Genomic DNA, 21633 nt, shown 5'->3' with positions numbered 1-21633 from the left:
GAGCGCGCATGTCCGTCGGACGTATCATTGAAACCCCCGATTGCGTGGCCGAGGGGGCCAAGTGGCTGGCCGAGACCTGTCCGCGCATGGCCTATGCGATGGACCAGACCGGGCCTCTGCCGCTGCGCCGTAGGCCTGACGGGTTTGCCCAGCTGCTCAGCGCGATTATCAGCCAACAGGTCAGCGTGGCCTCGGCCAATGCCATCTGGAAACGTCTGCAGGATGCAAAACTGACCGGCCCGCGTAAAATCATGTGGGCCACGGATGAGGATTTGCGCGCGGTTGGCCTAAGCCGTCAAAAGATCAGATATGCCCGTGCTCTTGCGGATGCTCGCATTGATTACAAAGCGTTACGCGACGCATCTGATGAGGATGTTGTGGCGATCCTGACCGAAGTTTCAGGCATAGGCGTCTGGACGGCCGAGATTTACGCGATGTTTTCTCTGGGCCGTGCCGATGTGATTGCGCCGGGTGACCTTGCGCTGCAAGAGGCCGCGCGCATCCTCTATGATTTACCCAAGCGCCCTACGGATAAAGAACTGCGCCGGATGGCCGAAGCGTGGTCACCCTGGCGGTCGGTTGCAGCGCGGGTGTTGTGGGCCTATTACCGGGTCGCAAAAGAACGAGAAGGGATCAGATGACACGGGTTTTGAATGCGCTCCGAAAAGAGCCGGTTTCGGGCGATACGCGCTCGGTCGTGGTGTTCGTGCATGGCTATGGCGCCAACGGGGCCGACTTGCTGGGGCTGGCCGATGTGTTAGGTGAGCATCTACCGGACACTCTGTTCGTTGCCCCTGACGCGCCCGAGCAGATCCCGGGTATGCCCAATGGCTTTCAGTGGTTCCCGATCCCGTGGATTGATGGCTCTTCCGAAGAAGAATCGCGCCGCGGGATGGAAATGGCGGCGGATGACTTCGACGCTTTCCTCGATGCGTTGATGGTGGACGAAGATGTTCTGCCCGAGCAGGTGGTTCTGTTCGGTTTCTCGCAGGGCACGATGATGAGCCTGCATGTCGCCCCGCGCCGCGAGGACCCAGTGGCCGGGATAGTAGCCTTTTCAGGACGCCTTCTGGAACCCGATCTGCTGCCGGATGAAACAGTCAGCCGCATGCCGGTCCTACTGGTACATGGCGACGCCGATGACGTCGTGCCGCCACAATCCTTGCCCGAAGCCGCCGAGGCCCTGCAAGCGGCTGAGTTCAAAGAGGTCTATGCCCATGTCATGAAGGGCACCGGCCACGGTATTGCCCCGGATGGTCTTAGCGTCGCACTGGCTTTCATGCGTGACAAGCTGAGCCTTTAAGCGATGATTGCGGTCCGCCCCATGATGCCCGAGGATGTCGCAGCAGCTTGCGATTTGCTCAACCAGATCATCGCCATTGGTGGTACGACTGCGTTCGAAACCCCTTTCTCCGAGGCGCAGTTTGCGCAGAGTTATCTATTGGGTCTCGATAAGATTTGCAGCCATGTGGCGATGGACGCGCAAGGTGAGGTTGCCGGGTTTCAATGGCTTGGGGTGAATGACGCACTGCCCGACGATTGTGCTGACATTGCGACCTTCACCCGCCGCGAACCGGTTTTGAAGGGGGCAGGGCGTGCCTTGTTTGAAGAAACCGCCAAATTTGCCGTAGGGGTTGGGCTCGGTTCCATCAGCGCGACAATAAGGGCTGATAACCGGATGGGCCTGAACTATTACGAGAAGATGGGATTCCAAGATTACTCGGTTGAATTTGGTGTGCCCCTTCGTGACGGCACGCCGGTCGACAGGATTACCAAACGGATTGATCTGAGATTGGAGATACCATGCTGATCGTAACCGGAACTATCGAAATTACGCCGGAAGGCGTCGAGGCTGCCAGAAAAGCTGCGCAGGAAATGGTTGCCGAGACGGTGAAGGAAGCAGGCTGCACGGTCTATGAATTCAGCCAGATTCTGGGTCATGCCAATCGGTTTCGGATCTACGAAGAATGGGAAAGTCAGGCCGCGCTCGAGGCGCATTTTGCCACACCGCACATGGCAACATTTCAGGCGGTGCTGGGCAAGGTCGGAGTGACTGAAAGTCTAATCTATCGCATCACCGGCGGCGACAAGAAGCCGCTGCGGTGATCCTAACCCCATAAGGTGGGCTCGGCGAATTCGATGGAGTTTCCGGACGGGTCGCGAACGTAAAGTGACAATGCTCCGTTCGGCCATTCGAATTCAGCGTCTACGGGCACGTTCCAATCAATCAGATGTTTTCGCATCACCGCGATTTGCGCGCGCGCCATGCCAAAGCAGGCATGACCCGGACCTTGGGCGCCATGGGCGGGAACAGGCAGGCGCGGGTTGTCCGGAGGTTTTTCGGTCTCTGCAGCATTGAATAGCAGCAACACTGAACCACCCACCTTGTAGAACACATGTCGGTTGGCGACACGCTGGATTTGCTCAAGCGCCAGAACGTCCCCATAGAAATGCTCTGCAGCATCCAGGTCGTCGACATAAAGTGACGCTTCTAAAAGGCCGGTTGGCTGCGGAATGTCAGGTGATACCTTCATTCCTCGATCCTATCACAAATAGGCGTTTCGGTCACCGACGTGGGCGCCGGTCCCGTTTGCGCGAAGAAGATGGCGCAAGGGCAGGCATAGATAGGCTATCCCATTGCCCCGGCTCAAGCCCGTCCAATGTCCAGTCGCCAATCCGGGCGCGGATCAGTCGAAGGGTCGGGTGCCCAACGGCCGCCGTCATCCGGCGCACCTGCCTGTTTCGACCTTCTCGAAGGACCAGTTCGACCCAACAATCCGACACCGTCTGCCGCACTCTGATCGGTGGGTCGCGCGGCCATAATGCCTCGGGCTGATCCATCAATCGCGCCTTGGCGGGGCGGGTCATGCCCTCCTTCAGCTCAACACCCTCGCGCAGAGATTTTAGGGCGGAGGCGTCTGGCTCCCCTTCGACCTGCACCCAATAGGTCTTAGCCATTTTATGCTTGGGATCGGCTATCTGCGCCTGAAGGCGGCCATTGTCGGTCAACAGCATCAAACCTTCGCTATCGCGGTCCAATCGCCCGGCGGGATACACGTCCGGCAGATCAATGAAATCCGACAGCGTACTGCGCGGAGACTCCGCATTCGCGCGATCCGTGAACTGCGGCAATACATTGAATGGTTTATTGAAGCGGATGAACCAGGACATTACCCGCCATAGCCCGGCGATCGAATTGGTGCAACCTGTGGATAACTGTCATCGGCCTGTTACGGATTCGGAATACTCAATCCCCGAGATATTGTGGAAACTCAGGGCTTGTCAGAGCTTTAACACGATATATAGTAAAGCTAAGGCCGGGGCGGGGGTTCTCCGCTCTGATGTCAAAAGAGGCAGAGCAGAGCGTGGAGCGATTCTGATATGGACGGAGACTTCAGGACCGAATTTGTCAGGGAACCCGGTGCGCTCAAGCATCATCCGGCATTGGTTTTGAACGCCGATTACCGCCCCTTGTCCTACTATCCACTATCGCTCTGGCCGTGGCAGGAGGCCATAAAAGCTGCCTGGCTGGACAGGGTGGATATCGTCGCCGAATATGACGAAGTTGTCCGAAGCCCGAGCACCGAGATACGAATACCCTCGGTCGTTGTGCTGAAAGATTATGTAAAACCCAGAAAGCGCGTGGCCTTCACGCGCTTTAATTTATTTCTGAGGGATGAATTCCGCTGCCAATACTGTGGCAGCCGTGGGGATCTGACCTTTGATCATGTGATCCCGCGCGCGGCGGGCGGGGTGACAAGCTGGCAGAACGTTGTTGCGGCCTGTAGCCCATGTAACTTGCGCAAAGGGTCTAAATCACTGCGGCAAGCAGGAATGACATTGCGCAAGCCTCCGCGGCAGCCGGCTGCCGAGGCTTTGCGCAACGTTGGACGAAAATTCCCACCGAACCACCTGCATGACAGTTGGATCGACTTTCTCTATTGGGATGCGGAACTGGACGAGCTCTAACGGCCTTCACGCCACGCGGCGAACCAGAGCAGAACCAGAACGAAAGACAAAGCGGCATTCCATCCGGCCATGGAAACACCAAATAACTCCCATGGAATATCATCACAGCGTACCAGTGGTGCCGACATGATCTGATCCAGCAGTTCTTCTGCCGACAGACCGCCGATGCTGCTTGATGTGCAGCTTGACGGACCTTCCCACAAACCGCGTTCTACACCAGCGTGATAGACACCAATGACCGCAGTGGTCAGCGTCGCCAGTGCACCCAATAGGGGCAAGACAGACTGTCGTGGCAATGCCAGCGCAACAGCGCCGATCAGGATGGCGACGCCATGTGGATAGCGTTGCCAAATGCACATTTTGCAGGGTGGAAGCCCGCCGAGATACTGAAACGCAAAGGCCCCAAGCAGCAATGCCACAGATCCAAACGTGGCAACCAGGACCAGTAAATTTCGTCTTGTCATAAGAATTTCACCGCTAGGAACCCGCCGAACAGAAGGATGATGAACAGGGTAAACATAAGGCCCAGCCGCTTTTCTATAAAGCTGCGGATCGGCTCTCCGAAGCCCCAAAGCAAACCTGCGACGATGAAGAACCGGATCGCTCGGGCCAGAATCGAGGTGGCAATGAAGGTGCCCAGGGGCATCCCTGTCCAGCCGGACATGATGGTGATGACCTTATAGGGAAAAGGCGTAACCCCAGCGGCCAGAACAGCCCAGAAACCAAAGTCATTGAACCGTGTGTTGAACTCTTCCATGGCGTGGGCTTTGCCCATGGATTCAAGGATGGGCTGGCCGAGGCTTTCATAAAAGAACGCGCCGATTGCATATCCTAACATTCCGCCCAAAACCGAAGCTACCAGTGCCACAGAAGCAATCAGCCAGGCCCGGGAGGGTCGGGCAAGGATCATGGGAATCATCAGAACGTCCGGCGGTATCGGAAAGAAAGAGCTTTCGATGAAGGAAACAATAGCCAGCGCCCACAAGGCATTCGGGTGTTCTGCCAGACGAATGGTCCAGTCATAAAGAGGTCGCAGCATCAGGTGCAATTTCCCTGTACATGTGTTGGGTAAGCCAAATCATGCGCCCCGCAGGCCGTCAACCTTGCAGGCTGGAACATTCCTCAATCAGGGTGTTTTTTGCCTCTGGACCTTCTCGATTTTGAACGCTAATTCAGTGTCCGTGGCCCAAGTGGCGGAATGGTAGACGCAGGGGATTCAAAATCCCCCGGTAGTGATACCGTGCCGGTTCGAGTCCGGCCTTGGGTACCAAAGTAAAAACAGAGGGTTAGGGGAACCTGCCTTCTGTTTTTTCTTTCCGGCAGTTCTAATTGCTCGCATTCCCAACTCACACTTTCGCGTTCTGGTCAGAATTCCCGATGTCAAAAGCGCATAATTGGATGTGTTTGCGGTCACTGCGGGGCAGATGCGCAAGAAAAGCTTCAAAGGCGGGGAAAATTCAGGGGGGCTTGTCAAATCTGAGGATACGCCTGCTTTGGTGACCTGCTGGCCTTGACAAGCTAATGCTCAGAATGAAACCTCTTACGGGTTGGGAGATTCTGAAAAATCAAAGATATGCCTGCTGCATAGCGGGCGTTGTTGCATATCGCAGGGCCATTTATCCGGCGCTTTGATGTGTCTCCCACCAGAAAAATAATGGGAGTTCACTTATGAAAAACAGCAGCAAGCTTAGCCTCGGCGCGGTTGTCACGGCGGCTCTGATGGCGCCTGCGGCCTATGCCGAAGAGTTTATCACGATCGGCACAGGTGGCGTGACCGGGGTGTATTACCCAACTGGCGGTGCAATCTGTCGTCTGGTCAACAAAGGGCGCAAGGAACATGGCGTGCGCTGCTCGGTCGAATCGACCGGCGGTTCCGTGTACAACATCAACACCATTCGCGAAGGCGAGCTGGAGTTTGGTGTCGCGCAGTCCGACTGGCAGTACCACGCTTATAACGGCAGCTCGAAATTCGAAGAGGCCGGCCCGTTTGAAAACCTGCGCGCCGTCTTCTCGGTTCACCCCGAACCGTTTACCGTTGTGGCCCGTGCCGATTCCGGTGTGACCAATTTCGAAGACCTGAAAGGCAAGCGCGTAAATATCGGTAACCCCGGTTCCGGTCAGCGTGGCACCATGGAGGTTCTGCTGGGCGAAATGGGCTGGTCCACTGACGATTTCGAACTGGCGACCGAACTGAAAGCGGCGGAACAGTCTGCGGCGCTTTGCGACAACCAGATTGACGCAATGGTCTATACCGTGGGTCACCCCTCGGGCTCGATTCAAGAAGCCACCACGGCTTGCGACTCGGTTCTGGTCAATGTCAGCGGCGAGGCCGTGGACAAGCTGGTCAACGACAACTCGTTCTACCGTACTGCTACCATTCCCGGCGGCATGTACCGCGGGTCGGATGGTGATACCGCGACATTCGGCGTTGGCGCGACCTTCGTGACTTCGGCGGACGTGTCGGATGATGCGGTTTATGCGGTTGTCAGCTCGGTTTTCGAGAACTTCGATGACTTCAAAAAGCTTCACCCGGCATTTGCCAACCTCAAGCCCGAAGAGATGATCGCGGACGGCTTGTCAGCCCCGCTGCATCCGGGTGCCGAGAAGTACTATAAAGAAAAAGGCTGGATTCAATAAGCCAGACCTGACGCGGGGTGCCCGTCGGGCGCCCCGCACAAAACCCGTATCAAGCGGGTGATGCAGAAGGCCGCAAATGGCCACGACGGGGAGACATTTTCATGAGTTCCGAGACACAATCGAACCGCCCGCTATCCGAAGAAGAACTACAGGATCTGGTCGCATCTTCAGATGCCGGAGGGCGTAATCCGGTTGGGAATGTAGGCGTTTTCCTTGCGATCGTGGCGGCGATCTGGTCGATCTTTCAGGTCGTACTTGCTTCGCCCTTGGCGAACTATGTGTTGCCCGGCAGCGTGGTTAACAATTCGCGTCAGTTTCACCTGGCCTTTGCGATGTTTCTGGCCTTTGCAGCCTATCCGGCGCTGAAATCCAGCCCAAGGGATTATATCCCTGTGCAGGATTGGATCATGGGCCTTCTGGGCGCGTTTGTGGCGCTGTACGGATATTTCTTCTATACCAAGATCGTCGATGCCGGAGGGCTGGCAGACAACACTGACAAGTGGATCGCGCTGGGTGGGCTATTGCTGTTGTTCGAGGCCGCGCGCCGTGCGCTTGGCCCGGCGATGGCGATCATTGCGACGATCTTTTTGGCCTATGTCTTCTTTGGATCATCCGAATGGGTGCCCGAAGTCATCCGCTGGAAAGGCGCCAGCCTGAAAAAGGCGATGAGCCATATGTGGATCACCTCCGAGGGCGTGTTCGGTATCGCCTTGGGTGTTTCGACCAAGTTTGTATTCCTGTTTGTTCTGTTTGGCGCCTTGTTGGATAAGGCCGGGGCAGGGAACTATTTCATCAAGATGGCCTTTGGCGCGCTGGGTCACCTGCGCGGCGGCCCCGCCAAGGCGGCGGTTGTGGGCTCAGCTGCGACCGGTCTGATCTCGGGCTCGTCCATCGCAAACGTTGTGACCACCGGCACCTTCACCATTCCGCTTATGAAACGCGTTGGGTTTAGCAGCGAACAGGCGGGTTCGGTCGAGGTCGCCAGTTCGGTGAACGGGCAGATCATGCCACCCGTTATGGGCGCTGCAGCCTTCTTGATGGTAGAATATGTGGGTATTTCCTATGTCGAGGTGATCACCCACGCCTTCCTGCCAGCGGCGATCTCATACATTGCTCTGGTCTATATCGTGCATCTCGAAGCCGTAAAGCGGAACATGCCCACGTTGGGCGACCGCGAAGTGAAGCTGGCACGTACCGTGGTTGGTATGTTCTCGTTCTTCATTGTTTTTGCTGGGCTCTGCTATGGCTCTCAATTCCCTGTGGACGCAGTGACAAATTGGATGCCGAACTCGGCCGGTCTGGTCCTCAGCCTGATCATCTGCGCAATTTACGTGGCGCTGCTGTATCTGGCCGCACAGGTGCCCGATCTGGAACCCGATGACCCGAATGCCAAAGAGGTGACGCTGCCGGTCATTAGCGAGATCTACAAGGCGGGCCTGCACTACCTTCTGCCGATCATCGTGCTGGTCTATTTCCTGATGATTGAACAGAAATCGCCCGGTCTTTCGGCCTTTTGGGCCACGTCATTGCTGTTCGTGATCCTGCTGACGCAGAAACCGCTGAAGGCGATGTTCCGGGGGCAAAGCAACCTCTACAACGCGTTCATCGACGGTGTCGCGGATCTGTGGCAGGGCATGATCGACGGCGCGCGCAACATGATCGGTATCGCGCTGGCGACGGCCACGGCGGGTGTGATCGTTGGTACCGTGACTCTGACCGGTGTGGGCCAGGTGATGGCCGATCTGGTCGAGTTCCTGTCGGGTGGCAATCTGATCCTGATGCTGATCATGGTCGGTATCCTCAGCCTGATCCTGGGCATGGGCCTGCCGACCACTGCGAACTATATCGTCGTCAGTTCTTTGATGGCCGGTGTGGTCGTGGAGCTGGGCGCGCAGAGCGGGCTGATTGTGCCGCTGATCGCGGTGCATCTGTTCGTCTTCTACTTTGGCATCATGGCGGATGTGACACCGCCCGTGGGGCTGGCCAGTTTTGCGGCTGCGGCTGTATCGGGGGGCGATGCGATCAAGACCGGATTCATCGCCTTCTTCTATAGCCTGCGCACGGTCGCGTTGCCGTTTGTCTTCATCTTCAACACAGACCTTCTGTTGATTGATGTGACCTGGGTCGAAGGGATAATCGTTGCGATATTTGCGACGATAGCGATCCTTGTCTTTACGGCGGGCACGATGGGCTACTTCCTGACCCGCAGCCGGATCTATGAAAGCGTTGCCTTGGTCGCGGTTGCTTTCGCACTATTCCGTCCGGATTACTTTATGGACAGGATTTCACCCCCATATCAGACCGTTGAACCGGCAGCTTTCACCGAAACGATCGGGGAAACACCGCCCGGAACCGAGGTACGTCTGGTCATCAGCGGCCCGGATTTCGACACGCTTGAGATGGTGGATACCACGGTTGTCGTCTCGGTCGGCGACGAAGACGGCGGTCCTGCACGGGTTGATGCGATGGGTCTACTGCTGATCGAAGAGGACGGTCTGATCAAGCTGGAAGAGCCGTTGTTCGGCGCGCCTGTTGCCGATGATTTGGGCAACTTCGACTATTACGGGGATGAGGCCGTGCGCCTGACCTCGGTCAGCCTGCCGTCAAGCCAGCCACCCAAGCAGCTGGTCTATATCCCGGCGATGATCCTGTTGGGTCTGATCGCCTTCCTGCAACGCGGCCGTGCCGCCAGACAAGGGGTGCCCGCATGACACGTTCTGTTCTGTGTGCTGTTGATATCAGCAATGGCAAAATTGATGGCCCGGTCCTTCAAAAGGCCGCTGCATTGGCCGATTTGGAGGGGGCGCAGCTGGATGTGGTCAGTGTTCTGCCGGATTTTGGAGAAAGCTGGGTGTCCGGCTTTTTCCAGGCGGATTTCCATGAAAAGGCTTTGGCTGAGGCGCAGAAACAACTGACCGAGCTGTGCGCATCAACATTGGGCAGTGAGCGCAATGAAAAGATCCGCCATGTGGTGGCCACGGGCACGGCCTATCAGGAGATCCTGAAAACCGCAGAAAGCGCCGGATCTGACCTGATCGTCATTGGGGCGCATAAGCCGGACTTCAAGGACTACCTGCTGGGTCCGAATGCTGCGCGCGTCGTGCGGCATTCGACAGTCTCGGTCTACGTGGTGCGATGATCTAATACCCGGTCATTTCAAGATAGCCACGGCCTGAATGGGTGCCTGAGGCCGTAACGGGCCCCTCCCAATAGGCAAAGCGCGTTGCCATCCAGGCTTTGGGTGTCAGGGCGCTGACGACAACATCCACCCCGCGGGCGGGGAGTGTGACACGCCATTCAATCGGGATATCCCGGTCGGCAACTTGGGCGGTCTGGAGCGGTTCAAAAAAGACGGAACCATCGTCAAGCGCGGTGGTTTCGCCATCCTTGCCAATCCAGGTGGCAGAGGTGAAATCGTCGGCCTCTCCGCGCAGGCGAAAGGCCATCAGCTTGTCGCCGCCCTCAAAGCTGAGCGAGAACCAATCCCATCCGCTTTGATCCTCGGCCAAAGGTTGCGAGGACCATTCCCGGTCCAGCCATCCCTGTCCGGTTACCGCAACATCCCCATCCGGCAGATGCAGGGTGCCTGTCAGGTCGAAAAACGGCTGTGAGTAGTAATGGCTTGCCTGCCCCTGCGCAGATTTGACCGAATACCCGGCATTGCCGTGAAAGACCAAAGGCCCCGTTGCGCGCAGTGACAGATTGTAGCCGAAATCGGAACCGTTGGCCCTAATCTTCAGCGCATTAAAGTCGGGTCCGCGCATGTACCATTCGTCGATCCAGGCTTCGAATGGGGTGGCGGTTACCCCGGCCTGACCGATACCGCCCCGCGACAGGCGTTCAGCAAAGTAATGGGCATCAGGGGTGGTCAAGGCGGCATGGCCCAACCACAACTGCGGACTTTGCCAGGATTGCTCTTCATAGGGTTTCAGCGCCGAGCGGAACAAAGTCCATTGTACTCCGTAATCGCGCCCGTCTTCTCCTTTCAGGTTCGCGGTCAGATACCACCATTCGATCTTGAAAGTGGGATGGGGACCGTGATCCTGCGGAAAGCTCAACTGATACCCAAGCTGGGGGACGTCGAACCCGTCGGCCTCACCTCCAAGACCGGCAAAGCCCTGCGCCCGAAGTTGGGCGGGCAATAGCAGGGCCAGAATTAGGAACCAGACTTTAGCGTTCATTGGCAAACACTCTTAACAACTCGGCAGGCGGGATGCTCAGCAACCGAAGGGCTGGAACCGCAGCGGCGATAACAGCGGCCAGTAAGGTCAGAAGAAATAGATAGAACCAGTCGCTTGGGAATAGGTACATTGGTAACCGCCAGCCAAACGCCTCGACATTGATGACCGTCAGCAACGTCCAGGCCAGAACTAACCCAAGCGGCAAGGCCAGCGCGGCGGTCAGAGAGGCGAGAAGCACGCTCTGCGTCAGTTCAAACCGCGCCAGTTGCGCCCGCGTCAGGCCAAGCGCCCAGACCGGTGCGATCTGAGGCAGCCGTTGTGTCCAAAGCGTCAGCAGGCTGGTCAGAATTGCAAATCCAGCAACCCCGAGCGTCAGGATATTCAGCGCAGAGGTCACCACAAATGTGTCTTCGAAGATTTCCGTGGATCGGGCCTTCATGTCTGCTTGATGAACGACTGCCTGCGGAGGAAGGTCAAATTCCGCCCGAAGCCTTTCGGCAACATCGCTGGCCTGATCAGGGGGCATGCGAACGCCATATCGCCGTTCCTCGGTATTGGGTGCGATATCTTCCAAAAGCTCCATCGACACGATGGCCTGTCCGGTTGGATTGCCATAATCAGAATAGACCCCTGCAATGACCAGCTTGTGACCCGGGCGGAGCGTGATTTGATCTCCGGGCCACAGACTGGATCTGCGCGCAAGCTGTTCGTTGATCAGAACGGCGGTTCCGGACATCACCTGATCCCATACTCCGGGCACTGAGGCGATCAGCGGCCAGTTTTCTTGATAAACCGGATTGTTCACCACCCCGTAAAGAAACAAGGGGCCGCTTCCGTGCGCCAGCTCGACGCTGCGGATCGGCAAAACGGCGTCGACCTGAGGCAGCAGCCATTTCTTGATGTCCTGCGCCTGTTGTTCGTCGGCTGCGGTTATGTACAGTTCTGATGTCAGTCGTTGGTCAAGCCACCCAGTAAATGTCAGCCGGAAACTCGACACCATGGTTCCAACGCCGATATTTGCGGCCAATGCCAACATCAATGCCATCAGGGCCAAAGAGAGACCGGGCAGTTGCGCCTGCATGTCGGCGAATACCCATTGTCTGACCGGACCGTTCTGTAGCTTCTGAAGTCCGGTTACTGCGATCAGCAAGAGAAACGGTAAAATCAACGCAGAACCCGTCAGGATTCCGGCAACCAGCACGAACCCTGCGACCAAACCGTCGGCCACAAAGATTGAAACGATCCCCAACCCAATCAGGAATACTCCGATCAGAGCCAATCTTTTGGTTGCAGTGTCATCCCCCCGCCAGGCCTGCGGACCCGGGCTGGATAACAGCGGCAGCCGAGCCAATCGGAACAAAGCCTGAGAGCTGGCCAACAGCGTTCCAAACAGGGCCATGGCCAAGCCCGCGAGAACCCAGTGCAGTTGAAGCGAAAGCTGACCTTCAACTGGTGCACCATACAACCCGCGTAGGGTCGATGCCACGTCGGGCAGCAAGGCCCCGGCCAGCAGGAAACCCAGTACCAGACCGGCGCCCCCTCCAATCAGGGCCAGCAGCGAAAGTTCGCCCAGAATGATCCATACGATCTGACGCATCGGAACGCCCAGCGCACGTATTGTTCTGATAATTGCTCGGCGCTGTGCAAAGGCCAGCCCGACGGTGCCATGGACGATGAACAGCCCGACGGCAAAGGACAAAAGAGCAAAGGCAGACAGGTTGAGGTGGAAGCTCTCTGTCAGTTGCGCCGTGTCCAATCTGGTCGAGGCTGCAACGCGTGTCAGATCGGGGGCGATCTGCTCAAGCGGCGGGATCGCCCGGGGCTGACCGGGCAAAATGACCAGACGTGAAATCTGGCCCTTTTTGTCAAGCAGCTGTTCGGCGACGCCAATATCGGTAAAGACCAGATCAGGCGGCAAAGCGTCGCTGGACAGGATCGGAGGCAGGTCGCTGGCCTGCTGCAGAATCTGGGCCAGTTTCGGCGCGACCAGTATCCTGCCGGGCGCGGTCAGCATGTCTGCGGGATCGGGCGGCGTATCGCTTTGTTCCAAACGGCTGAGGGCCGGTAGGGGTGGAAAGGCGACCATGTCGACCCCCATGACCTGCAGATTGCGCCCGCTATGGCGCCAACGACCCTCAAGCACCGCAGCGACCTGCCAGCCAGCCCGACGCAAGCTGACATAATGGTCGATCGTCAAATTCCCCGAGGTGGCGTGCAATTCATCGTATTGACCAAATGAGAGTTGATCATTGGCCCGTTGATAGCTTGCCCGGGCCTCGGAATTTATGGCTTGAACTGCCGACCATAGCCCGGTCGCAAGCGCAATGCCGCTCAACAAGGTTAACAGCTGAAGCCAATGGGCACGCCAGTGCGACACCAACGCCTGTATGACGGCCAAAGTCACGAGATATGACCGCCGGACAGGCGGACCTGTTGGTCCAGACGGGCTGCTATGTCCTGCGAATGTGTCACCAAAAGCAGGGCTGCGCTGGTTTCGGCGACCAGCGCAAGCATCAAATCCAATACATTGGTACTTGCGACCTCATCCAGATTTCCTGTTGGTTCATCCGCGAGCAAAAGACTGGGGCGCGGCGCAAGGGCGCGTCCGATGGCAACGCGTTGCTGCTGGCCGCCTGACAGGTTCTCGGGAAAGCGGTCCAGCAGGTCCCGCAATCCCAGTTTGTCAGCAAGATGATCGCACCAGTCCGGATCATGTTTACTGGCAAGCCGGGCATGGAAGGACAGGTTTTGGCCGACCGTCAACGACGGGATCAGATTGAACTGTTGGAATACCAGCGCCACACGCTCGCGCCGAAGGGCTGCGCGCCCGGTATCGTCTAGTTTGGACAGGTTGGTTCCGCCCAGTGAGATTTCGCCCGCATCGAATATGTCCAGCGCACCTGCGAGATTTAGAAGCGTGCTTTTGCCACTGCCACTTTCCCCGGTTAGGGCAAGCGTTTGGCCATGGTCCAACGACAGAGATACTCCGTTCAAAATCGGTCGACCGTTTGCATATGATTTATGGACATCAGTTATTGTAAGCAGCATTCATAGGCGCCCTGTATTCTGCCACTCACAATTTGCAGCCGACAGAAGCGGTGTCCAGTTCAATGGCGCTATCGTTTCCATTCGTCGCAGACGCAGGGTTGCCCAATCCTGCATTTGAAGCGATTGTGACGAGACTTAAAAACAGAGGGGATGGGCGCCGGTGACCTTATCCGAGCAGATTATCTGGGGAAGCGTTTATTTGGGTATCTGCTTTTTGATCGAAATTGCCCTGCTGACTTGGTGCATGCAGATCATCCGCGTGATGTCGATCAAACTGGAAAAAAGCAAAAGGTTCGTCACCATTGCAAGCCCGCTGACTATCGCGCTGATTTTTATCGTGATGATCCATACCTTTCAGGTCTGGCTTTGGGCGATTGTCTGGGTCTTTGGGGATGTTCTGGCGGACTGGAACTCGGCGCTGTATTTCTCTCTGGTTACGTTCACAACGCTGGGCTACGGCGACATTGTTCTGGACGACGGGCTGCGCATTTTTGGTGCCTTTGCCTCGGTCACCGGGCTTTTGGCATTTGGGCTGTCCACAGCCTTTTTGGTCGCGGTCATGTCGCGGGTGCTGCAGGAAGAGTCGATCCTTTAAAGGATTGGTGCGAACAACCGCGCCAGAGGCGAGCCGAACCGAATAAAGGCCGGTTGTTCGGGCAAGGTTTTGTCTAGCTCATAGCTGGATTCAAAGTCCATCAGCAGCATGTTGTGAACCGCATGGGCCGCGTCCTTGTCAAAGAACAGGGCCATCGCCTCAAAATTCAGGCGGAAAGAACGATTGTCCAGATTGGTGGTGCCAACAGCGGTCAGAGTGTCGTCCACCAGAAATACTTTTTGATGCATGAACCCATTGGTGTACCGGTAGACCCGCGCGCCGCATTCCCTGATCTCGTCGAAATAGGCAAAGGCCGCCAGCCAAGGTAAGCGGTGATCAATCACGTCGGGAACCAGAATGCGAACATCTACCCCGCGCATTGCAGCGTGGCGTAGTGCGGTCATGATGTCGATATCAGGAACGAAATAGGGGGATGCGATCCACAATCGTTCCTTTGCTTCCGTGATTGCAGAAAAGAACATCATGGCGCCGGTTTCGGTTTCGTCCCCCGGACCTGTGGCGACGAGAAGGGCGTTCATGTCCTGATCAGATTCCTGACCCGCCCAGGCCAGTTGATCTATCAGGTCTTCTTGATGCGCCCAGTACCAGTCCTCTGTAAAGATCAGTTGTAGTTGGCGCACGATATGTCCAGTCAGCCTTATGTGTGTGTCCCGCCAATGTCCGAACTTTGCGGACTGACCGAGATATTCGTCGCCGACATTGTGGCCGCCGATAAAGCCGATTTCACCGTCAATGATCACCGTTTTCCTGTGATTGCGATAGTTTAGCTGAAATCGCTGTCCTGGATGGCGCTTTTCATGCTGACCGGCAACGTGAATTCCCGCCGCGCGCAGCGACGTGATGTAGCTTGTCGGTAGGCCATAACTGCCCACGGCGTCGGTCATAAAGCGAACTTGCACGCCGCGCTCTGCGGCGGCGATCAGTTTGCTTTGCAGTTGCCGCCCCAATCCGTCATCACGCACGATGTAGAACTGGACAAGCACATAGTCCTGAGCCGCGTCGATAGCCTGAAAGATAGCGTCAAAGGTTGCCTGCCCATCGACAAGCAATTCTGCACCGTTGCCGCGTGATATGGGTAGATGCGCAAGCTCTTCGAAAGGGAGTGGGTTGATCGTAATCATGTCCGGATCTGGGCGCGAAAAATCCGCAAAGCTCTTTATCCCTTCGACAACAGTCTCAGCGTGCTTTCGGGCCATGCGATACCCGCGAAAACGATGATGTCCCAGAAACAAGTACAGCGGTACGCCAGCTATCGGCGCCGAGATCAAAAAGACCACCCATCCCACGGCACCCTGCGGTGTGCGCGCTGTTTGAGCCGCGCGTATCGAAAAGACCGCGGCGGTCAGGTACAAACATAGGACAAAGAGGGAAACAAAGAGTGTCAGCATGGAGGATTCGATCCTGGCATTTTCCTTAGTGTTTCAAGTTGCATTGGGGATTGACCCGTTCAGACTGTATTCCCCGATGGCGGCCCTTCGTCGCCGAGTTCACCATTCAGGGACATTAAAATTGCGATCGGGCGCAATGCGGGAATATGGCTGAAGATGATCAGGATGCAGACGGTCAGCGGAACGCTCAGGAAGGCTCCGATCAGACCCCAGACCGTGGTCCAGAACATAAGTGCCAGAATGACCAGAAATGTCGACATGTTCAGCGATCGGCCCAGCATGGCCGGGTCCAGAAAATTACCGATCATGAACTGAAGTGTGCCACAGCCGAAAACTATGATCAGAAACGGCCCGATACTTTCAAATTGAACCAGTGCAATCGCCGCTGGAAACAGAACCGCAATAATTGACCCAATCGAGGGTATGAAATTCAAGGCAAAGGTCAGCACGGCCCATGTCTCGGAATACTCAAGACCAAGGGTTTTGAAGACCACATAGCTGATTCCAGCCGTTATCAGGCTGATAAAGGTCTTCACTCCGACATAACGCTGCAGACTAAAGGAAATCGCGTCCAGAACCAAAGCGAACTCGGCACCGGTTTTAGGGTCACCGGCGGCCATACGGATCTTTTTGCGGAACGCCAGACGTTCGGCCATCAGGAAGGCAACGTAAAGGCTGATGAGGAAAAACTGGTTCAGCAAGGACGTCGCGCTGCCCAGCAACATCCGGGCGACGAAAGACATATCAATGTTGACTAGATTGTCCCTGATGAAGGCCGTGATATCGTTGCCCACAAGGTCGTTTATGCGGTTAACGGCCTCGTCGAACTGGCTTTCGTATGTATTGATCGAGCGTGCAAACTGCGTCGCCTGATTGCCCAGAATATACATGATCATGAACAACCCGACCAAAACCACGGTCACTCCAGCCAGGTTAGCCAACCAGACCGGAGCCTTGGTCAGCGCAATAACCCGGTCACTCAGCGCGATGATCAGGACGTTGATCAGCAAGGCCATGGTCAGCGGGATCAGAAAAGCCGAGCCTGCATAAAGCCCCAATACGATCAGTGACACTACAATCGCGGTGTCGCGGACAACCGAAAGGCGCAACCTGTTCGGTATGCTTGGGTTCTGGTCGCTGGTTGGCATATTTCGCCCGGCTTTGTGTAGGTTCCGTTTCGATCCTGCACGGGACAAAGGGATTATGCAATGCAACCAAACATTTGGAGTTGGTTAATTGCGTCCAGTCGGGTTTTGCCGGTTCTGGTTCGAATACAGTCAGGGTAGAGTTTTCGGATGACGACAAGTTTGATTCCCCTGACTGGAAGAGTAATTCGAGCCCTTTGGCTGGCCTTGGGGCGATTTGGGGCCAAAAACGGCATGGTCATGAGCAGCCACGTTGCCATGTCCCTGATGCTGGCCCTGTTTCCGTTTGTTCTGTTCACTGTGGCACTGGCTGGTACGCTGTCTCAGGATTATGTCACGGACGAACTGATCGAACTGATCTTTGGCGCCTGGCCAAAAGATGTCGCCGGCCCGATTGTGGGAGAGTTGCGCTCGGTCCTGGCGGAATCAGGTTCGGGGGTAATCACCCTGGGCGGTTTGCTGGCCATTTTCTTTGCCTCAAACGGCGTAGTTGCGGTGCGGGCGGCCATGAACCAGGCCTATCATGATCATGACGCCTGGCCATTCTGGAAGACACGCTTGCTGTGCCTGGGATTGGTGATTGTTGGCGGGGCGGCCATTCTGGCCATCGCCGCCGTCGAAGTCGTCTTGCCGGTCTACACGCGCCTCGTGTCCGAAAAGACGGATGTTAACGTGTCAGACTGGTTGTCTGTGGATCGATTGCGCTGGACCTTTACTGTCGCGGTTCCTGCGGGCACGGTTATCGTTGCACATCTTGTGCTGCCGACGCGCCGCCATCGGCTGTGGCAAATCCTTCCGGGCGTTGTTCTGACACTCGCTCTGTGGGCGATGGGCGGTTGGGGCTTTTCGATCTATATCGGACAGTTCGCCTCGTACAGCGCTACTTATGCTGGCCTTGCTGGGGCGATGGCTGCGTTGATTTTCCTGTATCTATGCGCGGCCATCCTGATTCTGGGCGCTGAATTCAACGGCGCGCTGATGGATTTGCAGGATCAAAGTAACGGACAAACCTGAAGGGCAGGGTGGCTGGGGCTGTAAAATAGCAACTCAAAGCCCGGTTTACGTCATGAAATCGGCACGTTTCTTACCCAAACTGCATGGACTGTGACCCCATACGCATCAAGGTGAGGCCTCATGACCAAACTGCCCGAAAGCGCCAAATCGCAAGATCCATCGTCGCTGACCCGGCGGATTGAAGAATTACGGGCCAAACCGGCGACGGATATCAGTCACGGTGAAGCATTGTTGTTGCAAGGAAACGCAATATCTTCGCTGCGTGAACAGCGCCTTGCGCGTTCTCTGGCTGACTTCGCAGATTAACTTCAGCCGCGAAATCCTGTTGCCACAACGAATTTTTCCGAACTGTCGGCGCGGGATGCCGGTGGTTTAACATGCGCCACCTTGTCAAACTTCTGTTTCAGAATCTTCTGCAGATCCCCTTCGGCTCCTCCGGCCAAAACCTTGGCGACAAATGTGCCGCCCTGTTCCAGCACATCAAAGGCAAAATAGGCGGCGGTTTCGCACAGGGCCATGATCCGCAAATGGTCGGTCTGTTTATGCCCCGAGGACGCAGCGGCCATATCTGACATCACCACATCCGCTTTGCCACCCAACCAGTCTTTGACCTTCTGGTCGGCATCGTCCTCCATAAAGTCCAACTGGTGAACCTCGGACCCGGCCACCGGTTCGACCTCTTGTATGTCGACACCCAGAACGGTGCCGATTTTCTTACCGCTTTTCTCACCCAATGCATTAACGCGCTGGACCGCAACCTGCAGCCAGCCGCCTGGGGCGCAACCCAGATCGACGATGCGCGCACCTGGAACCAGGAAGCGGAATTTATCGTCCAGTTCCAATATCTTGAACGCCGCACGCCCACGATAGCCTTCGACCTGCGCGCGCTTGACATAGGGGTCATTCAGCTGACGTTCCAACCACCGGGTCGAGCTGATTTTGCGCCCGCGGGCGGTTTTGACCTTAACCTTCAGGTCGCGCTGCCCGCGGCCCGAATTGTTTTTGCCAGTAGGTGTCTTCGCCATCAGAACGGTCCGTCTTCCAATACACCGTCCGCGCTCATCTGCGCATAAAGCAGGCCTTCGCGCAGCCCCCGGTCCGCCACTGAAAGACGGTCGGTTGGCCAACATCGTAACAAAGCCTGCAATATGGCCGAGCCGGACATGATCAGGGCCTGGCGGTCATCGCCGATACGCGGATCTCTCCGCCGCCCCAGTGGGCCGAGTTCTAGATACCCGCGTATCACTTTGTCAATCTGATCGCTTGTCATGCGCAAACCGTCTACCTTGGTCCGGTCATACCGCTTCAATCCCAGATGTGAGGCTGCGACTGTCGTAACCGTGCCACTGGTGCCGACGATCTGAAAACCTTCGCGGGCTTGTTCATCCTTATAAGGCGCAAAATCGGCCAAGTTTTCTTCGAAAAACCAGCTCATCAAAGCAAACCGCGCCGCATCGTCTTCGACATCATGGAACTGATCGCGCAGCGTCGCAACGCCGAGGGGAACACTGATCCAATCCACAACCTTGGCTGCAGGAAACGGGCTATCTGTTGTATGAAATCCATTATGCAGACGCATAATCGCCGCCGGGCGATCCCGACGCGGAAGCGAGGATATGTCGATCCAGACAAGCTCTGTCGAACCGCCGCCAATATCCACAACCAACAACTGTTCTGTCTTAGTGGACACCAGCGGGGCACAGGATATTACGGCCAGACGCGCTTCTTCCTCGGGCTGGATGATCTCAAGAGTCAACCCAGTTTCACCCTTTACCTGGCGAATGAATTCACGTGAATTTTTTGCACGGCGACAAGCCTCGGTTGCGACTAGACGCATCCGCTTGACCTTGTTGCGTTTCAGCTTTTGCTGGCAAATGCGCAACGCTTGAATGGTGCGCGCCATCGACGACCGAGACAAACGCCCCGTCCGCTCTAAGCCCGCGCCCAACTGCACGGATTTAGAGAAACTGTCCACCACATGAAACCCGCTGCCCTTGGGCTGGGCAATTAACATGCGACAGCTATTTGTTCCCAAATCCAGCGCGGCATAAAGCGCATCAGGATCGGGTCTTGCCGGCGCGGGGCTTTCGACCGCCTTCGGGAACGCGCCCGCACCTTTGGGACGCTTGGGCGCCATCTTCAACGCCCTCCGATTTACGAGTTACCCCGACCATAGGTCGGCCTTTTGGTTCGTGCAAGATACTCATTAAAGTGATGAGAATTTTGAGGTGCGGTTTACAGGAACAATTCGTTACAAACCGTGTATCCCGTTGTAGGTGAAAACGTCGTTTGAAATGCGCCTTGTGTCGAAAATCGACCGACCTGCGACCACATTGAAGTTTAGAACCGGTCCATCTGGTTAGGAGGAATCAAAGCAGATGCCTGACGTCACCATCGTATACTGGCGCGACATTCCCGCCCAAGTCATCGTCGGCAAGGGCCGCCGGGGCGCAAAACGGCAGTTGGAAGAACGGTTCGAGCAAGCCATTGACCGCGCCGCCATGAAGGTGAACGCCAAGGATAGCGATGCCTATCTGGCCGAATGGCGCAAGGCAGCGCCTTTCGCGGTTGAGGGCGATCCGTCCGAAATTGCCGAACAGCAGGCTGTGCGTTTGGAAACGGAATATGATCAGGACCGTATCAAGGCTCTGATCGCCAATGACGGTTGGGCATGAGCTCGAAATCTATATGGGAGGCCGCTATGGCTTTGCTGAACTTCAAGAAACGTGATGCCGCTGAAAACGGTCCGGTAAATCCAACCGTCGAAGCCTTCCTGCAGGGTTATTCGATTGAGGTGATGCCGCGCACCGCCGAGAAGGTCGAGGATTTTCGCGCTTTGTTGCCTGAAGGCACACGCGTCTATATTGCCCATATCGAAGGCACTCCGATCGAAGACATGGTCAAGACCGCCAAGCGCATCGCGGCGGACGGCTATCCTGTTATGCCGCATTTCCCGGCGCGGATCATTAAAGACACGGCGACGCTGGAAAACTGGATTTCCATGTACCAGGGTGAAGCAGGTGTGGATCAGGCGCTGTTGCTGGCCGGTGGTGTCGCGAATCCTCATGGTGATTTCGACAGCTCGATGCAGCTGCTGGAATCCGGCCTGTTCGACAAAGCGGGCTTCAAGCGTCTGCACGTCGCTGGCCACCCTGAAGGCAACAAGGACATCGACCCTGACGGATCGACCAAGAATGTCGATGACGCGCTGCGTTGGAAACAGAAGTTCTCTGAGACCACAGATGCCGAAATGGCGCTGGCCACTCAGTTCGCCTTTGACGCTAAACCGATCATCGCCTGGGCCGACAGCCTGAAAGAGGCGGGGATCGACATTCCGGTTCATATCGGCATCGCCGGTCCGGCAAAACTGCAAACACTGATCAAATTCGCCATCGCCTGCGGCGTTGGTCCATCGCTGAAGGTTCTGCAAAAGCGCGCCTTGGACGTGTCCAAGCTGCTGCTGCCTTATGAGCCCACGGATGTGATCACCGAGCTGGCCAACCACAAAGCGGCCAACCCGGATTTCAACATCACAAACGTACATTTCTTCCCGCTTGGTGGCATCAAGACAAACGCCAACTGGGCCATCAACAACGGCGGCGCTTCGGCAAAGCCTGTAAACTCCTAAGGATCGG

General features: G+C 56.5%; 24 protein-coding genes and 1 tRNA gene. 14 read left to right on the top strand and 11 right to left on the bottom strand.

Going from position 1 to position 21633, the window contains the following annotated elements:
* Positions 1-8: 8 nt before the first annotated feature.
* Genes AC2FLB_RS01350 through AC2FLB_RS01335 form a run of 4 tightly spaced genes read left to right on the top strand, consistent with a single transcriptional unit; the run spans position 9 to position 2106 of the window.
* The gene (locus tag AC2FLB_RS01350) at positions 9-641 is read left to right on the top strand and encodes a DNA-3-methyladenine glycosylase family protein (protein ID WP_496708482.1); all 633 of its coding nucleotides are present in this window, start codon (positions 9-11) and stop codon (positions 639-641) included.
* Positions 638-1303 carry an alpha/beta hydrolase gene (locus tag AC2FLB_RS01345; protein ID WP_496700409.1) on the top strand — a complete coding sequence of 222 codons (666 nt, stop codon included), beginning with the start codon at positions 638-640 and terminating at the stop codon, positions 1301-1303. Before AC2FLB_RS01350 ends, AC2FLB_RS01345 begins: the two co-directional genes overlap by 4 nt.
* A gap of 3 nt (positions 1304-1306) precedes the next feature.
* Entirely contained in the window at positions 1307-1810 is a 504-nt protein-coding gene (locus AC2FLB_RS01340) for a GNAT family N-acetyltransferase (RefSeq protein ID WP_496708481.1), read from the top strand.
* Complete coding sequence (locus AC2FLB_RS01335) at positions 1804-2106, top strand: putative quinol monooxygenase (RefSeq protein WP_496691199.1); 303 nt, start codon at positions 1804-1806, stop codon at positions 2104-2106. Before AC2FLB_RS01340 ends, AC2FLB_RS01335 begins: the two co-directional genes overlap by 7 nt.
* A 2-nt stretch (positions 2107-2108) precedes the next feature.
* Here the strand turns inward: AC2FLB_RS01335 and AC2FLB_RS01330 are convergent, their stop codons facing one another.
* Entirely contained in the window at positions 2109-2534 is a 426-nt protein-coding gene (locus tag AC2FLB_RS01330; protein ID WP_496701087.1) for a VOC family protein, read from the bottom strand.
* A gap of 31 nt (positions 2535-2565) precedes the next feature.
* Positions 2566-3171, bottom strand: a complete 606-nt coding sequence (locus AC2FLB_RS01325; RefSeq protein WP_496708480.1) for a pseudouridine synthase — start codon at positions 3169-3171, stop codon at positions 2566-2568.
* Positions 3172-3381: 210 nt separating this feature from the next.
* Here AC2FLB_RS01325 and AC2FLB_RS01320 point away from each other — a divergent pair, with 210 nt between their 5' ends.
* On the top strand, positions 3382-3969 hold the full coding sequence (locus AC2FLB_RS01320) for an HNH endonuclease (RefSeq protein ID WP_496708479.1): 588 nt from the start codon (positions 3382-3384) through the stop codon (positions 3967-3969).
* Here AC2FLB_RS01320 and AC2FLB_RS01315 read toward each other — a convergent pair.
* Both AC2FLB_RS01315 and AC2FLB_RS01310 read right to left on the bottom strand, forming a co-directional pair.
* Complete coding sequence (locus tag AC2FLB_RS01315) at positions 3966-4433, bottom strand: disulfide bond formation protein B (protein ID WP_496708478.1); 468 nt, start codon at positions 4431-4433, stop codon at positions 3966-3968. The two genes, AC2FLB_RS01320 and AC2FLB_RS01315, sit on opposite strands and share 4 nt — an antisense overlap.
* Entirely contained in the window at positions 4430-5008 is a 579-nt protein-coding gene (locus AC2FLB_RS01310; protein ID WP_496691201.1) for a YqaA family protein, read from the bottom strand. The genes AC2FLB_RS01315 and AC2FLB_RS01310 overlap by 4 nt, the downstream gene beginning before the upstream one ends.
* 145 nt (positions 5009-5153) lie before the next feature.
* On the opposite strand from AC2FLB_RS01310, the gene AC2FLB_RS01305 reads away from it, so the two are divergent.
* From AC2FLB_RS01305 to AC2FLB_RS01290, 4 genes are all read left to right on the top strand, one after another.
* Positions 5154-5239: transfer RNA gene (locus tag AC2FLB_RS01305), tRNA-Leu, on the top strand.
* 398 nt (positions 5240-5637) lie between these two features.
* Positions 5638-6606 carry a TAXI family TRAP transporter solute-binding subunit gene (locus AC2FLB_RS01300; RefSeq protein ID WP_142633669.1) on the top strand — a complete coding sequence of 323 codons (969 nt, stop codon included), beginning with the start codon at positions 5638-5640 and terminating at the stop codon, positions 6604-6606.
* 101 nt (positions 6607-6707) lie between these two features.
* Positions 6708-9317, top strand: coding sequence for a TRAP transporter permease (locus tag AC2FLB_RS01295; protein ID WP_496708477.1), 2610 nt, complete (start codon positions 6708-6710; stop codon positions 9315-9317).
* Positions 9314-9745: a universal stress protein gene (locus tag AC2FLB_RS01290; protein ID WP_271947228.1), complete on the top strand. Its 432-nt coding sequence runs from the start codon at positions 9314-9316 to the stop codon at positions 9743-9745. Before AC2FLB_RS01295 ends, AC2FLB_RS01290 begins: the two co-directional genes overlap by 4 nt.
* A gap of 1 nt (position 9746) precedes the next feature.
* On the opposite strand, the gene AC2FLB_RS01285 is transcribed toward AC2FLB_RS01290, so the two are convergent.
* The 3 genes from AC2FLB_RS01285 to AC2FLB_RS01275 are packed head-to-tail and all read right to left on the bottom strand — an operon-like array spanning position 9747 to position 13835.
* On the bottom strand, positions 9747-10787 hold the full coding sequence (locus AC2FLB_RS01285; RefSeq protein ID WP_496708476.1) for a lipocalin-like domain-containing protein: 1041 nt from the start codon (positions 10785-10787) through the stop codon (positions 9747-9749).
* Positions 10777-13191: an ABC transporter permease gene (locus tag AC2FLB_RS01280; protein WP_496708475.1), complete on the bottom strand. Its 2415-nt coding sequence runs from the start codon at positions 13189-13191 to the stop codon at positions 10777-10779. The genes AC2FLB_RS01285 and AC2FLB_RS01280 overlap by 11 nt, the downstream gene beginning before the upstream one ends.
* Positions 13188-13835: an ABC transporter ATP-binding protein gene (locus tag AC2FLB_RS01275; protein ID WP_496708474.1), complete on the bottom strand. Its 648-nt coding sequence runs from the start codon at positions 13833-13835 to the stop codon at positions 13188-13190. Before AC2FLB_RS01275 ends, AC2FLB_RS01280 begins: the two co-directional genes overlap by 4 nt.
* Before the next feature lie 160 nt (positions 13836-13995).
* Between AC2FLB_RS01275 and AC2FLB_RS01270 the strand changes: the two genes are divergently transcribed.
* The gene (locus tag AC2FLB_RS01270) at positions 13996-14430 is read left to right on the top strand and encodes an ion channel (protein WP_271947221.1); all 435 of its coding nucleotides are present in this window, start codon (positions 13996-13998) and stop codon (positions 14428-14430) included.
* On the opposite strand, the gene cls is transcribed toward AC2FLB_RS01270, so the two are convergent.
* Both cls and AC2FLB_RS01260 read right to left on the bottom strand, forming a co-directional pair.
* A complete protein-coding gene (cls, locus tag AC2FLB_RS01265; protein WP_496708473.1) occupies positions 14427-15839 on the bottom strand; it encodes a cardiolipin synthase in 1413 nt (470 codons plus the stop codon). The genes AC2FLB_RS01270 and cls overlap by 4 nt on opposite strands.
* Before the next feature lie 59 nt (positions 15840-15898).
* Positions 15899-16987: an AI-2E family transporter gene (locus AC2FLB_RS01260; RefSeq protein ID WP_496691208.1), complete on the bottom strand. Its 1089-nt coding sequence runs from the start codon at positions 16985-16987 to the stop codon at positions 15899-15901.
* A 147-nt stretch (positions 16988-17134) separates the two neighbouring features.
* Here AC2FLB_RS01260 and AC2FLB_RS01255 point away from each other — a divergent pair, with 147 nt between their 5' ends.
* Positions 17135-17998, top strand: a complete 864-nt coding sequence (locus AC2FLB_RS01255; protein WP_142633688.1) for a YihY/virulence factor BrkB family protein — start codon at positions 17135-17137, stop codon at positions 17996-17998.
* Positions 17999-18118: 120 nt separating this feature from the next.
* Positions 18119-18304 (top strand): hypothetical protein, encoded by a 186-nt coding sequence (locus AC2FLB_RS01250; protein WP_496708472.1) that lies wholly within the window; start codon positions 18119-18121, stop codon positions 18302-18304.
* 2 nt (positions 18305-18306) lie between these two features.
* On the opposite strand, the gene AC2FLB_RS01245 is transcribed toward AC2FLB_RS01250, so the two are convergent.
* Entirely contained in the window at positions 18307-19023 is a 717-nt protein-coding gene (locus AC2FLB_RS01245) for an RlmE family RNA methyltransferase (protein WP_142633692.1), read from the bottom strand.
* Complete coding sequence (locus AC2FLB_RS01240; protein ID WP_142633694.1) at positions 19023-20135, bottom strand: Ppx/GppA phosphatase family protein; 1113 nt, start codon at positions 20133-20135, stop codon at positions 19023-19025. Before AC2FLB_RS01240 ends, AC2FLB_RS01245 begins: the two co-directional genes overlap by 1 nt.
* 241 nt (positions 20136-20376) lie before the next feature.
* Here AC2FLB_RS01240 and AC2FLB_RS01235 point away from each other — a divergent pair, with 241 nt between their 5' ends.
* Both AC2FLB_RS01235 and AC2FLB_RS01230 read left to right on the top strand, forming a co-directional pair.
* Entirely contained in the window at positions 20377-20673 is a 297-nt protein-coding gene (locus tag AC2FLB_RS01235; protein WP_142633696.1) for a virulence factor, read from the top strand.
* Between the two features lie 26 nt (positions 20674-20699).
* Positions 20700-21626 (top strand): methylenetetrahydrofolate reductase, encoded by a 927-nt coding sequence (locus AC2FLB_RS01230; protein ID WP_496708669.1) that lies wholly within the window; start codon positions 20700-20702, stop codon positions 21624-21626.
* Positions 21627-21633 lie beyond the last annotated feature (7 nt).

It is taken from the genome of Ruegeria sp. CDSA236 (genome assembly GCF_059611285.1).
Note: the sequence above shows the minus strand (reverse complement) of the source record. Positions and strands in the feature narration are given on the sequence as shown.

Coding starts and splice junctions, on each gene's coding strand:
- AC2FLB_RS01350 (WP_496708482.1), top strand. CDS start 9: ATGTCCGTCGGACGTATCATTGAAACCCCCGATTGCGTGGCCGAGGGG.
- AC2FLB_RS01345 (WP_496700409.1), top strand. CDS start 638: ATGACACGGGTTTTGAATGCGCTCCGAAAAGAGCCGGTTTCGGGCGAT.
- AC2FLB_RS01340 (WP_496708481.1), top strand. CDS start 1,307: ATGATTGCGGTCCGCCCCATGATGCCCGAGGATGTCGCAGCAGCTTGC.
- AC2FLB_RS01335 (WP_496691199.1), top strand. CDS start 1,804: ATGCTGATCGTAACCGGAACTATCGAAATTACGCCGGAAGGCGTCGAG.
- AC2FLB_RS01330 (WP_496701087.1), bottom strand. CDS start 2,534: ATGAAGGTATCACCTGACATTCCGCAGCCAACCGGCCTTTTAGAAGCG.
- AC2FLB_RS01325 (WP_496708480.1), bottom strand. CDS start 3,171: ATGTCCTGGTTCATCCGCTTCAATAAACCATTCAATGTATTGCCGCAG.
- AC2FLB_RS01320 (WP_496708479.1), top strand. CDS start 3,382: ATGGACGGAGACTTCAGGACCGAATTTGTCAGGGAACCCGGTGCGCTC.
- AC2FLB_RS01315 (WP_496708478.1), bottom strand. CDS start 4,433: ATGACAAGACGAAATTTACTGGTCCTGGTTGCCACGTTTGGATCTGTG.
- AC2FLB_RS01310 (WP_496691201.1), bottom strand. CDS start 5,008: ATGCTGCGACCTCTTTATGACTGGACCATTCGTCTGGCAGAACACCCG.
- AC2FLB_RS01300 (WP_142633669.1), top strand. CDS start 5,638: ATGAAAAACAGCAGCAAGCTTAGCCTCGGCGCGGTTGTCACGGCGGCT.
- AC2FLB_RS01295 (WP_496708477.1), top strand. CDS start 6,708: ATGAGTTCCGAGACACAATCGAACCGCCCGCTATCCGAAGAAGAACTA.
- AC2FLB_RS01290 (WP_271947228.1), top strand. CDS start 9,314: ATGACACGTTCTGTTCTGTGTGCTGTTGATATCAGCAATGGCAAAATT.
- AC2FLB_RS01285 (WP_496708476.1), bottom strand. CDS start 10,787: ATGAACGCTAAAGTCTGGTTCCTAATTCTGGCCCTGCTATTGCCCGCC.
- AC2FLB_RS01275 (WP_496708474.1), bottom strand. CDS start 13,835: ATGCTGCTTACAATAACTGATGTCCATAAATCATATGCAAACGGTCGA.
- cls (WP_496708473.1), bottom strand. CDS start 15,839: ATGCTGACACTCTTTGTTTCCCTCTTTGTCCTATGTTTGTACCTGACC.
- AC2FLB_RS01260 (WP_496691208.1), bottom strand. CDS start 16,987: ATGCCAACCAGCGACCAGAACCCAAGCATACCGAACAGGTTGCGCCTT.
- AC2FLB_RS01255 (WP_142633688.1), top strand. CDS start 17,135: ATGACGACAAGTTTGATTCCCCTGACTGGAAGAGTAATTCGAGCCCTT.
- AC2FLB_RS01250 (WP_496708472.1), top strand. CDS start 18,119: ATGACCAAACTGCCCGAAAGCGCCAAATCGCAAGATCCATCGTCGCTG.
- AC2FLB_RS01245 (WP_142633692.1), bottom strand. CDS start 19,023: ATGGCGAAGACACCTACTGGCAAAAACAATTCGGGCCGCGGGCAGCGC.
- AC2FLB_RS01240 (WP_142633694.1), bottom strand. CDS start 20,135: ATGGCGCCCAAGCGTCCCAAAGGTGCGGGCGCGTTCCCGAAGGCGGTC.
- AC2FLB_RS01235 (WP_142633696.1), top strand. CDS start 20,377: ATGCCTGACGTCACCATCGTATACTGGCGCGACATTCCCGCCCAAGTC.
- AC2FLB_RS01230 (WP_496708669.1), top strand. CDS start 20,700: ATGGCTTTGCTGAACTTCAAGAAACGTGATGCCGCTGAAAACGGTCCG.